Origin of the sequence: Nocardia arseniciresistens (assembly GCF_046764875.1) — a bacterium.
GTDB lineage: Bacteria > Actinomycetota > Actinomycetes > Mycobacteriales > Mycobacteriaceae > Nocardia > Nocardia arseniciresistens.
Genome location: NZ_JBKORD010000004.1, coordinates 427,819 through 445,029, shown reverse-complemented (window position 1 = coordinate 445,029; position 17,211 = coordinate 427,819). Strand labels below are relative to the sequence as shown.

At 66.5% G+C, this 17,211-nt stretch carries 13 protein-coding genes; 1 reads left to right on the top strand and 12 read right to left on the bottom strand.

The window, feature by feature from the left end:
• Positions 1–78: 78 nt before the first annotated feature.
• The 3 genes from metE to aceA form a co-directional block, all read right to left on the bottom strand.
• Positions 79–2,382 (bottom strand): 5-methyltetrahydropteroyltriglutamate--homocysteine S-methyltransferase, encoded by a 2,304-nt coding sequence (metE, locus tag ACLMAJ_RS09850; RefSeq protein ID WP_412013232.1) that lies wholly within the window; start codon positions 2,380–2,382, stop codon positions 79–81.
• 324 nt (positions 2,383–2,706) lie between these two features.
• Positions 2,707–3,576 carry a 3-hydroxybutyryl-CoA dehydrogenase gene (locus ACLMAJ_RS09845; protein WP_412013231.1) on the bottom strand — a complete coding sequence of 290 codons (870 nt, stop codon included), beginning with the start codon at positions 3,574–3,576 and terminating at the stop codon, positions 2,707–2,709.
• Positions 3,577–3,963: 387 nt separating this feature from the next.
• Complete coding sequence (aceA, locus tag ACLMAJ_RS09840) at positions 3,964–5,247, bottom strand: isocitrate lyase (protein ID WP_412013230.1); 1,284 nt, start codon at positions 5,245–5,247, stop codon at positions 3,964–3,966.
• 461 nt (positions 5,248–5,708) lie between these two features.
• Here aceA and ACLMAJ_RS09835 point away from each other — a divergent pair, with 461 nt between their 5' ends.
• Positions 5,709–6,920, top strand: coding sequence for an alpha/beta hydrolase family protein (locus tag ACLMAJ_RS09835; RefSeq protein WP_412013229.1), 1,212 nt, complete (start codon positions 5,709–5,711; stop codon positions 6,918–6,920).
• A gap of 21 nt (positions 6,921–6,941) precedes the next feature.
• On the opposite strand, the gene puuE is transcribed toward ACLMAJ_RS09835, so the two are convergent.
• The 9 genes from puuE to uraD form a co-directional block, all read right to left on the bottom strand.
• On the bottom strand, positions 6,942–7,844 hold the full coding sequence (gene puuE, locus ACLMAJ_RS09830; protein WP_412013228.1) for an allantoinase PuuE: 903 nt from the start codon (positions 7,842–7,844) through the stop codon (positions 6,942–6,944).
• Positions 7,841–8,821: an allantoicase gene (gene alc / locus ACLMAJ_RS09825; protein ID WP_412013227.1), complete on the bottom strand. Its 981-nt coding sequence runs from the start codon at positions 8,819–8,821 to the stop codon at positions 7,841–7,843. Before alc ends, puuE begins: the two co-directional genes overlap by 4 nt.
• Positions 8,822–10,006, bottom strand: a complete 1,185-nt coding sequence (locus ACLMAJ_RS09820) for a DUF6986 family protein (protein ID WP_412013281.1) — start codon at positions 10,004–10,006, stop codon at positions 8,822–8,824. It lies immediately after the preceding gene.
• A 38-nt stretch (positions 10,007–10,044) separates the two neighbouring features.
• A complete protein-coding gene (locus tag ACLMAJ_RS09815) occupies positions 10,045–12,912 on the bottom strand; it encodes a molybdopterin-dependent oxidoreductase (RefSeq protein ID WP_412013226.1) in 2,868 nt (955 codons plus the stop codon).
• On the bottom strand, positions 12,909–13,742 hold the full coding sequence (locus ACLMAJ_RS09810; RefSeq protein WP_412013225.1) for an FAD binding domain-containing protein: 834 nt from the start codon (positions 13,740–13,742) through the stop codon (positions 12,909–12,911). The genes ACLMAJ_RS09815 and ACLMAJ_RS09810 overlap by 4 nt, the downstream gene beginning before the upstream one ends.
• Before the next feature lie 258 nt (positions 13,743–14,000).
• Positions 14,001–15,371, bottom strand: coding sequence for an 8-oxoguanine deaminase (locus ACLMAJ_RS09805; protein ID WP_412013224.1), 1,371 nt, complete (start codon positions 15,369–15,371; stop codon positions 14,001–14,003).
• On the bottom strand, positions 15,359–16,264 hold the full coding sequence (pucL, locus tag ACLMAJ_RS09800) for a factor-independent urate hydroxylase (RefSeq protein ID WP_412013223.1): 906 nt from the start codon (positions 16,262–16,264) through the stop codon (positions 15,359–15,361). The genes ACLMAJ_RS09805 and pucL overlap by 13 nt, the downstream gene beginning before the upstream one ends.
• 7 nt (positions 16,265–16,271) lie before the next feature.
• Complete coding sequence (uraH, locus tag ACLMAJ_RS09795; protein WP_412013222.1) at positions 16,272–16,589, bottom strand: hydroxyisourate hydrolase; 318 nt, start codon at positions 16,587–16,589, stop codon at positions 16,272–16,274.
• Positions 16,586–17,089 (bottom strand): 2-oxo-4-hydroxy-4-carboxy-5-ureidoimidazoline decarboxylase, encoded by a 504-nt coding sequence (uraD, locus tag ACLMAJ_RS09790; RefSeq protein WP_412013221.1) that lies wholly within the window; start codon positions 17,087–17,089, stop codon positions 16,586–16,588. The genes uraH and uraD overlap by 4 nt, the downstream gene beginning before the upstream one ends.
• Positions 17,090–17,211 lie beyond the last annotated feature (122 nt).

The following is a 17,211-nucleotide window of genomic DNA, read 5'->3' as shown; positions in this document are numbered from 1 at the left end:
CGTACCGTACCGATTGCAAGCAAAGACAAAAAGGCCGCCTTCACGTCACTCGGACATGAAGGCGACCTCCGTCTGTGCCTATTCGGCCGTGCTCGCCCGCCGGCGAACTCGGCGCGCTGCCGCGACCATATTGCGCAGCGACGGCTCCAGTTGCCAGTAGTGGCGCGTCTTCAATCCGCCGTCCGGATTCGCCCATAGTCGTTCCGGAGTAATGGCTTCGGACGCGGCCGTGAGCAATTCGTCCAGCTCGTCGATATCCGGGATACGCGCCGAACGGCTTTCGTAGACACCGGGTCCCACGCCGTGGCTGAGGCCGTGGCCCGAGGCGCAGTCGTGCTCGAGTGCATCGAGCACCCATTCGATGGAGCGGGTGGCGACGAGGGCGGTGACATCGGCGTCCAACTGCTCGATCGCCTCGACCACCTCGGCGCGTCCGGAATAGTTGAGGTGCGTGTGGATTTGGGTTTCCGGCCGCACGCCGGAGGTGGCAAGACGGAATGCGCCGACGGCCCAGCGCAGATACTCGGCGCGACCGGCGGGACGCGACGGCAACATTTCGCGGACGGCGGGCTCGTCGACCTGAATGATCGAGATGCCCGCACGCTCGAGATCGACGACCTCGTCGCGGATCGCCAGCGCCACCTGGTCGGCGGTTTCGTACAGCGGCAGGTCCTGACGGACGAACGAACGCGCGATCATGGTGACCGGACCGGTGACCATGCCCTTGACCGGCTTGTCGGTCAGCGACTGCGCATAGGTGATCCACTCGACCGACATCGCGGCAGGGCGCGAAACATCGCCGTAGATGATCGGCGGTCGGACACAACGGGATCCGTACACCTGAACCCAGCCGAAGCGGGTGGTCGCGAAGCCGTCGAGCAACTCGGCGAAGTACTGGATCATGTCGTTTCGCTCGTGCTCGCCGTGCACGAGCACGTCCAGCCCGATGTCCTCCTGCAAACGGATCGTCGCCTCGATCTCGGCCTCGATCTTCTTGCGATACTCCTGGTAGGAGAGCCTGCCTTCGCCGAGGTCGTGGCGGGCCTGCCGGATTCGGGTGGACTGTGGGAAGGAACCAAGCGTGGTCGCGGGCACCAGCGGCAGATTCAGCTTGCGCTGCTGGGCTTCTCGGCGCACCTCGTAGGGCTCACGCTGACGCATGTCCGGTGTCACCGAGTAAACCCGTTGCCGTACAGCGTGCTTCTGCTTGAAGTGCACTTCGGTCGGCCGCTTGCGCCACTTCTCCGACGGGCCCTCGGTGAGCGCCTTCGCGAGCGAAACCACTTCGCCCACCTTCTGTTTCGCGAAGGCGAGGCGATCGGCGACATTGCCCTCGATGTCGTACTCGGCGAGCACGTCGTATGGCACGTGCAGCAGCGTGGTGCCGGTGGAGACGACCAGGTCGGGGCACACCTCGGCCAGCTCGTTGAGGTAGGACAGCGTGACGACCCGATCGGCTCGCCACACATTGAGCCCACTGATCACCCCCGCATACAAGCGCTTACGACGAATACCGGGAACCTTCGCGAGCTCCTCCGGGTCCATCCGGAAGCTGGCGAGGTCGAGACCGATGGCCTCGACACCGGTGCCGGCCAGAATGGTCAGCGCCGCACCGAAGTCACCGTACTGACCGGTGACCAGGATGCGCGGGCGCAGCGGCGCCTTCGAAAGTCGTTGGTAGGCCTTCTCGAACGCGGCAAGCTCGGTCGGGCCGCGCTCACCGGTGAAGCAGGGCTCGTCCAACTGCACACAGGTGGCGCCGCGCTTGGCGAGGATCTCGAACAGCTGCTCGTAGACCGGAAGCAGCTTGTCGAGCAGGGCGAGGGTATCGAATTCCGCCGCACCTGGGACATGCCCCGCTTTGGAAAGCAGCAGCAGCGACAGCGGCCCGAGTACCACGGGGCGCAGCTCGATACCGCGCTTCTCGGCCCTGTCGAACTCGTCGAGCAGTGCCTCGGGGTGCAGCGAGAACTCGGTGGATTGGTCGAGCTCGGGCTGGCGGTAGTGGTAAGCGGTGCCGAACAGGCGCACCAGCTCGAGTGGCGGCAGGTCGGGCCGGCCGCGGGCCATCAGGAAGTAGAAGTCCAGCGGGTCCAGCTCGTCCTGCAGCGGCTTGAACCTGGTCGGCACCGCGCCGAAGAGCAGCGCGTTGTCGAGCACATGGTCGTAGAAGGAGAAGGTGTTGCCGGGCACCTGGGTCAGTCCGGTGGCGGCGAGCTCGTTGAACTGCCGCTCCTGAATATCGCGCCCGACCGCGAGCAGCTCGTCGCGAGATATCCCGCCGCGCCAATAGGCCTCGAGGGCCCGCTTGAGTTCCCGGTGCGGCCCGATTCTCGGGTAGCCGAGGATGCTCGACCCGTAACCATCGGTGACGTTGACCATGCGCGGGATGCTCCCTTTCGATCACCTGCGCGCGCCCACCGCCGAACGGTGGAACACCGCACAGCGCTGCGCTCTCGGTGTTCGTGCGAGCCGCGACTACGACTCGCTTTCTTGCAGCTTATGCCGGTAACTCCAGCTATCCGGCCATACCCGAAGCCAGATGATGTTCAGCCAACCCACTCACCACGGAGCGAGTCTTACGAGCGACGTTCGCGGCCGGTTCGCTTCCGAGTGGCCGAAGCGCATGCGACGAAGTCGCGAGTCTCGGCCGCTCGGAAGCGAACCTTCGGGGCCGCGAACACGCAGCGCCGCAGGCGCTGCAAATTAAACCTTGTATTGGTAGAAACCGGCGCCGGTCTTCTTGCCCAACAGGCCCGCTTCGACCATGCGCATGAGCAGTGGCGGCGCCGAGTACAGCGGCTCCTTGAACTCGTCGTACATGGAGTCGGCGATCGACTTGACGGTGTCGAGGCCGACGAGGTCGGTCAGCGCGAGCGGGCCCATCGGGTGGGCGCAGCCGAGCACCATCGCCTTGTCGACGTCTTCCTTGGTGGCGAAGCCGGACTCCACCATGCGGATCGAGGAGAGCAGGTACGGCACCAGCAGCGCGTTGACCACGAAGCCGGAGCGGTCGGCCGAGCGGACGACCTGCTTGCCGAGCACGTCACCCGCGAAGGCCTCGGCGCGCTTGGACACGGCCTCGGTTGTCTTGAGCGTGGTGACCAGCTCGACGAGCGGCAGCACCGGAACCGGGTTGAAGAAGTGCATGCCGACCACGCGCTCGGGGTTCGCCGTCGCGACCGCGATTTTCATGATCGGGATGGAGGAGGTGTTGGAGGCCAGCACGGCATCGGGGTCGGTGACGACCTTGTCGAGCTCGCTGAAGATCGCGGTCTTGACCTTCTCGTCCTCGAGCACCGCCTCGACCACCAGCTGGCGGTCGGCGAAGTCGCCGAGGTCGGAGGTGAACCGCAGCCGCCAAGCGGCCTGCTCGCGCTCACGCTCGGTGATCTTGCCGCTGCTGACGCCACGGTCGAGCGACCGCAGGATGCGAGAGCGGCCGGCGGCGGCCAGTTCCCGAGTCTGTTCGAAGACGAGCACGTCGATATGCGCGCGAGCGCACACCTCCGCGATTCCGGCACCCATCTGTCCGGCGCCGATAATGCCGACGCGTTGAATCTTCTCGCTGCTCACGTCCCGCTCCTGCTGTGTTGTCTGGCAATCGGGTGGCTGATGCGAAGGTGTGCTCTGGTGTGAGCGTGCCTTCGATGGACCAAGGTATAGGGATGCCCTCCCCGCTGGGGCTGTTCAGCCGGGAGGGCGGTACACCCCTACTGAAGTAGAGGGCTATCGGTATTCACCTCGGGAACCTCATTCCCTGCGAATCACGAGCTGTTGGCGTCGGGTACTACATACCCAACCCCGCACGGGGCGAGTCTTACGAGCCCCGTTCGCGGCCGGCTCGCTTCCGAGCACTCGAAGCGCATGCGCCGCAGGCGCGAGTCTCGAGTGCTCGGAAGCGAGCCCTCGGGGCCGCGAACACGCGGCGCGGAGGCGCCGCCATGTCTCAGCCGCCATGTCTCAGTGGAACTGGCCCTCTTCGGTGGAGCCCTTCAGGGCGGCCGTCGAGGTGTTCGGGTCGACGGTGGTGGCGATCAGGTCGAAGTAGCCTGCGCCGACCTCACGCTGGTGCTTGGTGGCGGTGTAGCCACGCGCCTCGGCGGCGAACTCGCGCTCCTGCAGGTCGACGTAGGCGGTCATGCCCTCGCGGGCGTAGCCGTAGGCCAGGTCGAACATGCCGTAGTTGAGCGAGTGGAAGCCGGCAAGGGTGATGAACTGGAACTTGAAGCCCATCGCGCCGAGCTCCTTCTGGAACTTCGCGATGGTCGCGTCGTCCAGGTGCGCCTTCCAGTTGAAGGAAGGGGAGCAGTTGTAGGCGAGCAGCTGGTCGGGGAACTCGCTGCGGACGGCCTCGGAGAACTTCTTGGCCAGCTCGAGATCGGGCTTGCCGGTCTCCATCCAGATCAGGTCCGCGTACGGCGCGTAGGCCTTGGCACGGGCGATGCATGGCTCGATGCCGTTCTTGACGCCGAAGAAGCCCTCGGCGGTACGGGTGCCATCGAGGAACGGCTTGTCGCGCTCGTCCACATCGGTGGTGATCAGCGTGGCGGCCTCGGCATCGGTGCGGGCGATGATGACCGAAGGGACGTCGGCGACATCGGAGGCGAGACGCGCGGAGGTCAGGGTGCGGATGTGCTGCTGGGTCGGGATCAGCACCTTGCCACCGAGGTGGCCACACTTCTTCTCCGAGGCGAGCTGGTCTTCCCAGTGCACGCCTGCCGCGCCGGCCTGGATCATGGCCTTCTGCAGCTCGTAGGCGTTCAGCGCGCCACCGAAGCCGGCCTCGGCGTCGGCGACGATCGGGGCGAGCCAGTTCTTGACCGAGTCGTCACCCTCGACCCTGGCGATCTCGTCGGCGCGCAGCAGCGCGTTGTTGATGCGACGCACGACGGCGGGGACCGAGTTGGCCGGGTAGAGGCTCTGGTCCGGGTAGGTGTGGCCGGAGAGGTTCGCATCACCGGCGACCTGCCAACCGGACAGGTAAATGGCCTGGAGGCCGGCGCGCACCTGCTGCACGGCCATGTTGCCGGTCAGGGCGCCGAGGGAGTTGATGTAGTCCTCGTTGTTCACGAGGTCCCACAGGATCTCCGAACCGCGGCGGGCCAGCGTGGCCTCTTCGACGACGGTGCCCTGGAGCTTCGACACCTGCTCCGCGGTGAAGTTACGGGTGACGCCCTTCCAGCGAGGGTTGGTGTCCCAATCCTGCTGGATTTCCGCGGCGGTCTTCGGGGTGCCGGTGGTCATCTCTGACTCCACTTCCTCGTTGATGGGTTCGCCCCACGGTCGAGCAATGCTCGAACTGCTGGAGCGGTTATTCGCAGGCTTGCTAGGCCCATGGGGTGTACTTCCACACGATGACACACCAGGAAATAGCCGTCTACCTGTTGCTAGTGTGAATCTCAGCTAGGTTTCCGCAGGCCTTTGCTAACTTTGCGAAATTTGCTGGTTAATTGCAAGCATAAAACCTACCGACGAGTAGCGCTGACATGCGGTTTTAGCGTAACGATCGTACTGTTAGAGATCGCCGAGTTCGCTACCATCGACCCCCACCGGCATTCCATGCTGTGAGGACCTTCACAGCTTCGGGCGGGTGCCCTCGGTGTGGGCTCCGCCACCTTCGAGTGGGGCCGCGCGCGTCCAGTCGGGCAGACTGTGTCGGCGAGCCGCGGCGGACACCGGACGCCGATCAACCCGACAGGAGCACCATGCGGAAACTGTGGTTCACCACGGCAGTCGCCTGCGTTTGTGCCGCAAGCCTGCTGGCCATCCCCGCGGCCACCGCCGAACCGGCGGGCGGACAGGGCACCGTCACGTCCACTGCTCCGCTCGCCGCGGTCGCGACGCCGCCCGCTGCGGTGAACTCCACCCGCATCCTCTATCGCACCAGCACCGCGAACGACGTACCGACCGAGGCGAGCGCCGCCGTCTACTTCCCGCAAGGCGAGCCACCCGCGGGTGGCTGGCCGGTGATCGCCTGGGCGCACGGCACCGTCGGACTCGGCGACGACTGCGCCTACAGCACCGCGGGACCGAGCGCCGTGGATCGCGACTGGGCTTACCTGGACACCTGGCTGAAGCAGGGCTACGCCATCGTGGCCGCCGATTACGCAGGACTCGGCACACCCGGCGAGCATCCCTACCTCAACGGGATGGTCATGGCACACAACGTCGTCGATGCCGTACAGGCCGCGACCAGGCAGTACTCGTCGCTCGCGAAGAAGTGGGCGGTCGTCGGACAGTCCCAAGGCGCGGGTGCGGCCGCCTATACCGCGCGCTACGCCACCGAACTAGGCGGTCCCGAACTGGACTATCGCGGCGCGGTCACCACCGGTGTGCCCGCCTACATCGAGGACATACTGCTGCCGCTCGCTCCGCATATCCCGCCCATCGAACTGAGCCCGCACAGCACCGCCTACGTGCTGTACATCCTCAACGGCCTGCGCACTACCTTCTCGGAAGCAGCCGGACGCGGTCCGTCCGAAAACCGCGCCGGGCCGAGCGAAGGCGAGGCAGCCGCCTTCCCGACGCTGAACGTCGAGTCCTTCCTCACCGACTCCGGCCGCGAGTGGCTGACTCGGGCCCGGGATGCGTGCATCGTGCCCTTCGGCGACGAACTGGCAGCGCGCGGCGTCGTGCTCGGCGACCTGTTCTCCCGGCCGCTGCTGGAGATCCCCGACTTGCACGGTTTCCTCGCTCGGTACATGGCGCTGCCCGAATCCGGCTACAACAAGCCGATTTTCATCGGACAGGGTCTGCGCGACACCGACGTCATCACGCCGGAATCCCTGCGCTGGGCAGCCGTACTGGAAGCGAACGGCCAACCGGTCACCCTGCACACCTATCCCACCGACCACAGTGGAACCGTCAACGCTTCGCTGCCGGATTCCGTGCCGTTCGTACAGCGCCTGTTCGCCTGACACACACCTTGTGCTGAATGGTCAGTGCCGCGGTGCGTGGGTTCGGTGCCAGTGTTCGGCGATGTCGATACGGCGAGTGATCCAGACGTCGTTGTGGGACTGAATGTGATCGAGGAAGCGTTCCAGGGCGGCGGTGCGAGCCGGGCGGCCGACGATGCGGCAGTGCAGGCCGACGGAGAGCATTTTCGGGCTGCCTTCGATGCCTTCGCGGTAGAGCACGTCGAAGGCGTCGCGCAGATGAGTGAAGAACTGCTCGCCGCTCGGGAAACCCGCGGGCGACGCGAAACGCATGTCGTTGGTGTCCAAGGTGTACGGGACGACCAGGTGGTTGCGGTTGTGGACGACGACCCAATAAGGCAGGTCGTCGGCGTAGGAGTCGGAGTCGTAGACGAATCCACCGTGCTCGACCACCAGTTGCCTGGTGTTCGGGGAGTCGCGCCCGGTATACCAGCCGAGCGGTGCGGTACCGGTCAACTCGGTGTGCACACGGACCGCCTCCGCCATATGCGCACGCTCGGTCTCCCTGTCGGCGAGTTGGTAGGACTTCCAGCGCAGGCCGTGACTGGCGATCTCATGGCCCAACTCACGAAAGGCCGCTACCGCCTCCGGATTTCGCTGCATGGCCCGAGCAACCGCGAAAATCGTGAGCGGAAGGCCGCGGCGCTCGAATACCCGAAGCACCCGCCACAGACCGGCGCGGGAGCCGTACTCGTAGATCGACTCCATGCTCATGTGCCGGTTCGGAAATGCTTCCGCCGGAGTCATTTCCGAGAGGAAGGTCTCCGAATGCGAGTCGCCGTCGAGGACACTGTTCTCGGCGCCCTCTTCGTAGTTGAGCACGAACTGGACCGCGATCTTCGCGCCGCCCGGCCACTTCGGATCCGGCGGCGTCGCACCGTAACCGCGGAAATCCCGCGTGCTCATTCGCCGAACTCACCGTAGAGCCGCAGCCTCGCGAGCCCGCCGTCCGGGTAGACATCCAGGCGAACCTCCTCGACCGACGCCGCCATCGGCGCGATCGCGAATCGGTGCCTGGTATCGGGCAACAACGCGGTGCGCGGCAGCAACTCCAGCTCGGTGCCATCGGTGGTGCGGCCGGTGAGCCGCGCGGCACCGGGGCTGTTGCCGAGGAAGTAAGACGTATCGATCTCGGCGAGCCGGATAAGTCCTGCTCCGGCGAGCCGGATGTGTACCCAGTCATTGCCGTCGTCGCGGCGGCGTGCGGTCTCCCAGCCGTCGCCCATCTTCCCGGCCAGACCGGGATAGAGCAGCTGGTTGGGCGAGCTGTAGAAGCGGTTGGAGCAGTCGATCACCAGCGCGCCGTTCTCCAGCGCGGCCAGATCCAGCGGGCCGAGACCCAGCAGCCCCGGATCGGGGCGACCCTCCCCGTACACCCGGAGACGAGCGACGCCGCCATCCGGGTGCATGGTGAGTTTCACATGGGTCCAACGCTTTTCGTTCTCGACGGCGAACGGATTGCGGCTGTCGCCCGTTACCGGAGCGCGGTCGACAAGGGTGAACCAGTCGTCACGTTCGGCGATCGTCTCGGCATCCGGATAACCCTCGACCTCCAGGGCCGACACCGATACCGCGGGCGGATAGTTGCCTTTGAACCAGGCGGTGTCCACCACGATGCCGCGTATGACGCCGGGCACGCCGAGTCGAACGATGGCCGAATCGTCACCGGGCATGCCCCGATGCCTGCGGGTCTCCCAGCCGTCGTAGAGCTGGCCCTTGTGACCGAAGGTCGACGGCCGGTATTGGGAGGGTCCCGGATTGATCAAATTCTCCTTCTCCGCGAAGAATTCGTCATCGGCCCAGATCACCGCCCCACCGAGCGGCCGGACCGCCAGGTCCGGAAGCAGTGTGAAGTCGATCGGAGTGACGCCGTCGCTGTCCATCTACGCCTCCTGAGATATCGGTGCACGCGAGACCAGCGCCTGCAAGACCCCAATGGTCAGTGCGGGAGTCAGGTCGCTCAACTCGGAAGCGGTGCGAGCGCCGCACTGCACACCACGTAAAACGGTGGCCGCCAATGCTTCCGCGGTGGCCGGCTCGTCCATGACACCGCCGGATCGCCGTTCGAGATAGGCCTGCAAGCGCGGAACCGCGATGGCGGTGGCCTGCCGGAAGAACTCGTAGGTCGCCAGCCAGCGAGTGACCAGATGTCCGGGGTGCATGTCCCAGCCCTGGTAGTAACCGCGGCGCAGCGAGCGAGTGACCAGCCGATGATGGTTGCGCAGTGCGGCTTCCGGCTCGGTGTCCGGCACGATCTGGGTAGAGCCGTCGCAGACCCAGACTCCGGTCTGCGCCGCGGCCGCCTGCATGACCGCCTTGGCGTAGTCCGCGGCGGGATGATCGAGTGCCTGGTCGGGTGCGGAAATGCCACACGCTGCCGTGTAATCGTAAGTGCCGAAATGCAATCCGCTACAGCGGCCGTCGGCGAGCCCGATCATCTCGGCTATCGGAGCGGTGCCGTCAGCGGCGATGATGGCCTGCGGGCTTTCGATCTGCAGCTCGAAACGCAGTGTGCCTTCGGCGAGGCCGTAGCCGCGTTCGAAGCCTTCGGCCAGCGCGACGAGCGCCGATACCTGTGCGGCCGCCCGAATCTTGGGCACGGTGAAAACGAATCCCGCCGGGACGCCTCCCGCGGCATCGAGCACCAGTTCCAGAGTGCGCAGGGCCCTTCGGCGTTCGGTGCCCGCGAGGCCCTTCGTCCGGATACCGAAGCTCACCGGGCCGCTCGATTGTTCCGCGAGGGCGGCGAGGACCGTGCCCGCCGTGTCGGCCGCCTTGTCCTCCTCGTCGTCCGAGCGGAATCCGTAGCCGTCCTCGAAGTCGATGCGCAGATCCTGGATCGGGTTGCGCTGGAGGCGTTCACGCACCGCGGGCAGCGACTGCGTGCTGTCGAGCTCGGCGAGCATGTCGTGGTGTCGGTCGAGCAGTTCCGTTGCCGCGTTACCCCATTCGACCGGCGTATCGGCACTGATGCGATCGGCGGGCACGTAGGCCGTGTGGATCGGCTGCGACCGGCCGTCGGGGCCTGGATAACGCATGCGCAGTTCGCTATCAACCGTATCGAGCATCGCGTCGACGCGGGCGCGGACGTTCGCGGGTAGCCGGGTCACCCCTGCTCTCCTTTCTGAATGACATGCCAGATCCGGTCGGCCGTCATCGGCAACCGGTCCAGTCGTACCCCGACAGCATCGCGGATGGCATTTGCCAGGGCCGGGGCGACCGGGTTGTAGGGCGATTCGCTCATCGACTTGGCACCGAGCGGGCCGAGGTCATCGGCCGTTTCGGCGAAGTACACCTCGGTGCGCGGCACGTCGGCGAACTGCGGAACGTGGTAGTGCCGCACTTCCCGCGTGGTCACCACACCGTTGTCGCTGCGCATGTCCTCATAGAGCGCGGTACCGATGGCCTGCGCCACGCCGCCCTCCACCTGTCCTCGGCACTGCACCGGATTGAGCACCGTGCCCGCGTCGGCGGCCTGGATGGACTGGAGGATGCGCACGGATCCGGTGTCCTGCTGGACCGCGACCCGGAACGCGTGCACATTGAAACTGACCGAGCGGGGACTTCCGTCGTGGTCGCCGCGCGCGGACAGCTCGCCGTCGGCCAGCAGTTCCGCCGCGACGAGCAACCGGTCGCCGCAGCGGACACCATCGGGCCGCAGTTCGCAGTCCGACTCGGCCAGCCCGCTCAGTTCAGATGCCCTGGCCAGGATTCGGCCACGTAAAGACAGGGCTGCCGCGTAGGAAGCCTTACCTGCCACCGTGATTCCGGTCGACCCGAACGCGCCGGTATCGTGCCCGACCAGGTCGGTGTCGGACTGCCTGACCAGCACCTGGCGGACATCGGCGTTCAGCGCGGTTGCGGCGATCTGGGCGTGCACCGTTGTAGTGCCGTTGCCGAATTCCGCGGTGCCGACCCGTATTTCGTAGCGACCATCGGCGCGTAGCAGGGCGATCGCTTCGGAGCGGTGTCCGCGCGGCGGGATGGTGGCGATCATGGACAGCGCCATGCCCTCGCCCACCCGCCATTCCGGGCCTGGGGCCGCGATACCGTTGCCGCGCGACAATGCTCGCTCGGCGATATCGATACACTGGTCGAGGCCATAACTTCCGAACGTCAGGTCGCTGTCGTCGACTTCCGCGCCGACGAACCGATCCCCCGGCACCACCACATTGCGGCGCCGGAACTCGAACGGGTCGACGCCGACGGCACGCGCCAGCTCGTCGAGGGCCGACTCGACACCGAAGATGATCTGCCCGAGGCCATATCCGCGGAACGCGCCGGAGGGAATGTTGTTGGTGTACACCGACTGTGCGTCGACCCGCTTGTTGGCACAGCGGTAGACCTCCACCGATTCGCCGACACCGTGGAACATCACCCCCACACTGTGATTGCCGTACGCGCCCGCATCGGCGAGCACGTCGACCGCGAGCGCGGTCAGTACGCCGTCGGCATCCGCGCCCGCCGTCACCTCGACTCGCATCGGATGCCTGCATGTCGCGGAGGTGAACTCATCGGACCTGGTGAACTCATACTGCACCGGTCGCCCGGTCCGCAGCACCGCCAACGCGATGAGGTCCTCGGCCAGCATCTCCTGCTTGGCGCCGAAACCGCCGCCGACGCGGGTCGCGAAGACCCGCACCCGTTCCCGGGGTAGTCCGAACACCTCGCACAATTCGTCACGTACAAGGAACGGCACCTGCGTACTGCATCGGATCACGAGCCTGCTGTGCTCGTCCAGCCAGCCGATGCCACCGTGCGTCTCCAGATGCACGTGCTGTGCACGCGGAGAATGCCAAACCCCATGCACCACATGAGCGGCCGCCACCAACCCCCCGGCCACATCGCCGACCTCGCCGTGCACCTCGGCAACCAGATTCCGCTCCGCATCGGCGATCCGAGCCGACTTCGGTTTACCACCATGTAGTTTCGGCGCCCACGCACTCAACGCCTGCGCCGGATCGAACACGGCGGGAAGCACCTCGTACTCCACCCGCAACGCCCGGCACCCGGCCCTGGCAATATCGAGGCTCTCGGCAACGACGGCGGCTACCCGCTGCCCGACGAATCGCACCGTCCGATCCAACACATAGGTGTCATCGGGATCGTCCATCCGAAACTCGTGGCGCGCCGTCGAAAACGCGACATCCGGTGCATCCGCCCAGGTGAACACCGCATGCACGCCGGGAAGCGCCTCGGCGGACGAGGCATCGATCGAAATGATCCGCGCATGTGGATGAGGGCTCGGCAGCACCGCGATATGCAGAGGGGCGGTCGGAGGGGCCATTGCGGGGTCGGCGGTGGGGTCGACATCGCGGGCACGGACATCGAAAGTGAACGGCTCTGTCCCGGTCACGATACGAGCCGCTGCCGGCGCGGCAGTTCCGCTACCGATGTGGCCCGAACCGGGGCTGGAGGCTCTGGATCCCGATGAATCGGAGACCTTGCCGGAGTCGACAGCGCACCGGGGCAGATCATCGGCTCCACGTTCCGCCGGTGCGGTTTCCCAGGCATCCGGCTCGGGGCAGGCGGATGCGGCGGTGAGCGCGTCGACGATGGCTCGATATCCCGTGCAACGGCACAGGTTTCCCTTCATCAGCTCGGGAAGTTCGGCCGTGTCGGGGGCGGTCGATCGGCTGCCACAGCCGAGGCCCGCGGCGGTGACCACCATGCCTGCCGTACAGAAGCCGCATTGGAAGGCGGCCGCGTCGATGAATCGCTGCTGCACCGGGTGTAGATCGTCGATGGTGCCGAGACCGGACGCTGTGGTGATGATGCGATCGGCGGCACGGTAGGCCGGAATGATGCAGGAGTGCACGGTCATTCCGTCGAGTTGGACCGAGCAGGCGCCGCAGTCGCCCGCGTCGCAGGCTTTCTTCACGGCCAGGTGGCCGGTTTCGCGGAGCAGAGTGCGTAGGCATTGACCCGGGCGGGGGTCGGCCTGCACCGAATGGCCGTCGACCTCGAATTTCATTGCGGCACGCCCGGTTCAGTTCCTAGCTCATCGGCGACTTGCTCGGCGAGTAACACGGTGACGTGACAGCGCCAGTCCGGTGCGCCGTGCGGATCGTCGAACCAGAGCAGCGGATCGATCGATGAGATGGCGGTCTGTATCCGGTCGGCGCTGGGCGGTTCGGCGAAATCCAGCACGATCGGCCTGCTGGTCGCGGCGGTGATGGTGAGCGCACACCGATCGTCGCGCTCGCGGCGTCCCATCACCACTGCTCCGGAGCGGCCGAGCGGCGACAACGCGATCTTCCGGAAAGCTGTGCGCGCGAGCAGGCTTCGCGTCGGAATGATGATCGACCGCAGTACCTCGCCGGGCAGCAGCGCATTGATTCGAGGACCGATAACGAACTCCCGCAGCGGAATACGCCGATCGGTGCCGTCCGGCGACCACACGAGCGCGACCCCGTCGAGCGCGGTCACCGCGGCAAGCACACCACCCGCGGGCAACGCCGAGCACACGTTGCCGCCGACAGTCGCGGTCCGCCAGATCTTGTGCGAGGCGAGCAGGGCCCGGCAGCCCTGCGCGAACAGTGCGGTCCCCGGCCACTCCGGCCGCAGCACCGCCGTACCGAGCTCACGGCCGGGCGACGCACCGGCGAACTCGGTCAATGTGCAGGTAGCCGCGATCTCCAGCCCCTCAGGGGTCTCCGACAATGCGGTCCAGCCCAGTGCGGTGATGTCGACCAACCGCTCCAACCCCTCCTGCGGCTCGGAGAACAAGTAGGTACCCCCGGCGAGAATCCCACACGAGCCACCCAAAACCACCAGGTCAGCCCGCTCCCGAGCTACCGTCACCTCCCGGATCGTGTCCAGGTCCACGTCGCACCTCACCTCCACTACCTCTGTCGCCAGAGTAGAAGCCGAGAGTTGCCGCAATGTTGCGCAACACCCACCCACATTGCGCCACCGTTACCGCGACACCTCCGGCACCCCTCCCGAACAGCACTGTCCCGGCCGCCGCGATGCCCGCGATAGCCCTTTCGGCGGTCCGCTGTGAACGCGGTCAGATCCGACGCGATGGTTACGGCCCTCCCTGCGCGGTACGCGCCGGCCTCAGCCCGCCTTCGCGACCAGCGCCGCCTGCGCTCGAGCCACCCGCACTCCGACGCTCTGCTCGTCGACGGTCCGAACCTCGCCGTCGCGAACGACCTCGCGCCCATTCACGATCAACGCGGCAAGCGGTGGCGCCGAGCCGAGGATCAGTGCGGTCACCGGGTCGTCGATGCCGGCGTGTGCCGGGGTGTCGAGACGCCACAGCGCGAGGTCAGCGAGCTTGCCTGGTTCGATCGAGCCGATCTCGGCGGCGCGGCCGAGTACTCGCGCGCCGCCGATCGTGGCCAGCGACAAGGCTGTTCGCACGCTCAGTGCGCGCGGGCCGCCCTTGGCGCGGGCGTAGAGCAGCGCATTGCGTGGCTCCTCGATCATCGAGCTCGACTCGTTGCTCGCCGCGCCGTCCACGCCGAGTCCGACTGCCGCGCCCGCGGCGAGCAGGTCGGCGGTGCGGGCGATGCCTGCGCCCAGGCGGCCGTTGGAGGTGGGACAGTGCGCGATTGCGGTGCCGGACTCCGCGAGCGCGGTGATGGCCGCGTCGTCGAGGTGCACGGCGTGCGCGAACCACACATCGGGGCCGATCCAGCCGAGCTGCCCCATGTATTCCGCTGGCGTGCAACCGAACTGCGTCATGCAGAAATTTTGCTCGTCGAGGGTCTCGGCGAGATGGGTGTGCAGTCGCACCCCGGCATCGCGGGCAAGCGTGGCGGTTTCACGCATCAGGTCCGCGGTGACCGAGAACGGTGAGCACGGCGCGAGGGCAATGCGCAGCATCGAGTCGAACGACCGATCGTGCCAGCGCGAGATCGCGTCCGCGCTCGCCGTCAGCACGGCGTCCAGCGATTCCACCACGTGATCGGGCGGCAGCCCACCGGAACTCGCACCGAGGTCCATCGAGCCTCGACACGGGTGGAAGCGCAATCCCACCTCCGCCGCGGCCGCGATCTCGGCACCGAGCAGGTCGCCGCCCGCGTGTGGAAAGACGTAGTGATGGTCGGTCGTGGTGGTGCAACCGGTGCGCGCCAGCGCGCACAGTGCTCCGGTCGCCGCGACCCGTACCGCCTGCTCATCGATGCCAGCCCAGATCGGGTAGAGCGTGGTGAGCCACTCGAACAGGGTGTTATCCGCCGCGAGACCCCGCGTAATCCATTGATAGAGATGGTGATGAGTGTTCACCAGGCCGGGAGTCAGCAAGCAGCCACGGCCGTCGATGCGCGGCACCCCATCGAAATCGGGCGCGGCGCCCGCAGCGACGATGCCGATCCTGTTGCCGTGCACCGTCACATAGCCGCGACGGAACTCCGTGCCGGCCGCGTCGACGGTCGCGACCGCGCAGCCGTCGATGACCAGCGTCGGCTCGGCTACGCCCGCCATGCCGGCCCCGCATCGGGCGCGTCTTCCCGGGACACTGTGGCGTGGATCAGCCCGTAGGGCCGATCGGCGGCGTGGAACACCTCGCCATGATTATCGATACCGAACCTGCCTAGGTCGTAGTCGAAGTGGTGCTTGTTCGGCGCGGCGAGCCGGACCTCGGCGAGCACCGGGTACGCCTCGAGCGCGGCCGCACCCATGGCGAACAGCGTCTGCTGCAATGCCTTCGAATGCAGTGTCGCGAAACTCTCGACCAACCGGGCCCGAATACCCGTGTACACCTCGTCCCAATCGACGCCCATGGTGGTCGTGAAGCGCCACTGCGCGACGAGCGCGGTCGCCAGCATGCGGTCGTGTGTCGGTGCGAGAGTGGTGAATTCGTCGGTGCGGAAGTCCGCGAACTCGGATCCGGTCGACTTCAGAATCACCAGATCCCGCACGCCGCCGATGACCCAGGCCCGCTGATCGCTGCCCTTGCCGCGCACCGTCACCGTGGCCGTGCGCACCTCGGGACCGGTCCTGGTCCAGGTGTGGTCGTGCTCGCTGCCGCCGACCGAAACCCGTTGCCAGGCATACTCTTCGACCTCGATGCGCGCGCTGTCGACCGGCTCGACGTCGGAGACGAAGTGCCCGGCCAGCGCGAGCGCGTATTCCTCGATGGTCTGCACCCCCGGCTCTTTCGCATAGGCGTACGCGGTGTTCTTCTGGGTGTCGGTGGGCAGCACTTTCGACTGGTCGCCGCTGATGTAGGCGTCGGCGAAATCACCGCGTAGCACCGTGGATACGTTCAGGTCGCGGATCTCGTGGCGCGCTTCGTCCCGGTAGATGCGGACGACCCGGTTCTCGGCCTTGCCGTATCGGTTGTCCGACAGCACGATCGGCCCGGTCAGTTCCATGAATGGATCAGCTCCCTCGATAGGTGGAAAAGGCAAAGGGCGACAGCAACAACGGGACGTGATAGTGCCGCTTTTCGGCGACGACGAACGTCACCGAAACCTCGGGGAAGAACGAGTCGACCCGCAGCTCGGCGAAATAGGATCCGGTGTCGAACACCAGCCGATAGGTACCCGCGGCGAGCGCGGCGCCGAGCGCGCCGATCCGGCCGTCGGCATCGGTCACGCCCGCATCGAGCCGCTGCGTGCCGTCGTACAGCGTTACCGCGATACCCGCCGCGGGCGCACCTCGGACCGTGTCGAGCACGTGCGTGCTCAGCGTGCTCATTCGGTGAATCCGAGCATGCGGTTCAACCGGATTCGATTGATCTTCGCCAATTCTGTTCGCATCACTCGCCTTTCGGTCTGCGGATCGTTGCCGAGCCTGGTGTAGAGCAGTTCGAGCAGCTCGGCCCCGGATTTTCCGGTCGCGCACACCAGGTAGATATGACCGAACCGCGCCTCGTAGGCGCGGTTGCCCTCGGCGAGCGCGGCCCGTATCGAGTCGGCTGTGGTAGCGACGGCCGCCTGCTCGCGCGCGGATACCGCGGTGTCCGGCAGATCCCCGATGCGCGGGTGCCCCTCCAGTGCGCGATCGAGCTCGGATGCGGGCAGTTCGGCCACCACCGCGTCGGCCGTCGCCAGCAAGACTTCGATGTCGGCGTACGGCCGCCCCGAGGCCACCGCGGCCGCCCATTCCGGTGCCGAGCAACAGGCGAGCAATACCGCGACGGCTTCCAACTCGGGCAGCGCGTTGAACCCCGCCAGGCCCACACCGTGGTGTGTCATCGGTCCAGCATCGAATACCGGCAGCCGGGTTGCCACCCGAACGGGATAGATCACTTCCGGCGTGTCGCGTAGACCCGCCGCGAGCGTTCGTCGACTGCATACCATCTGTGGGAAACCTGCTG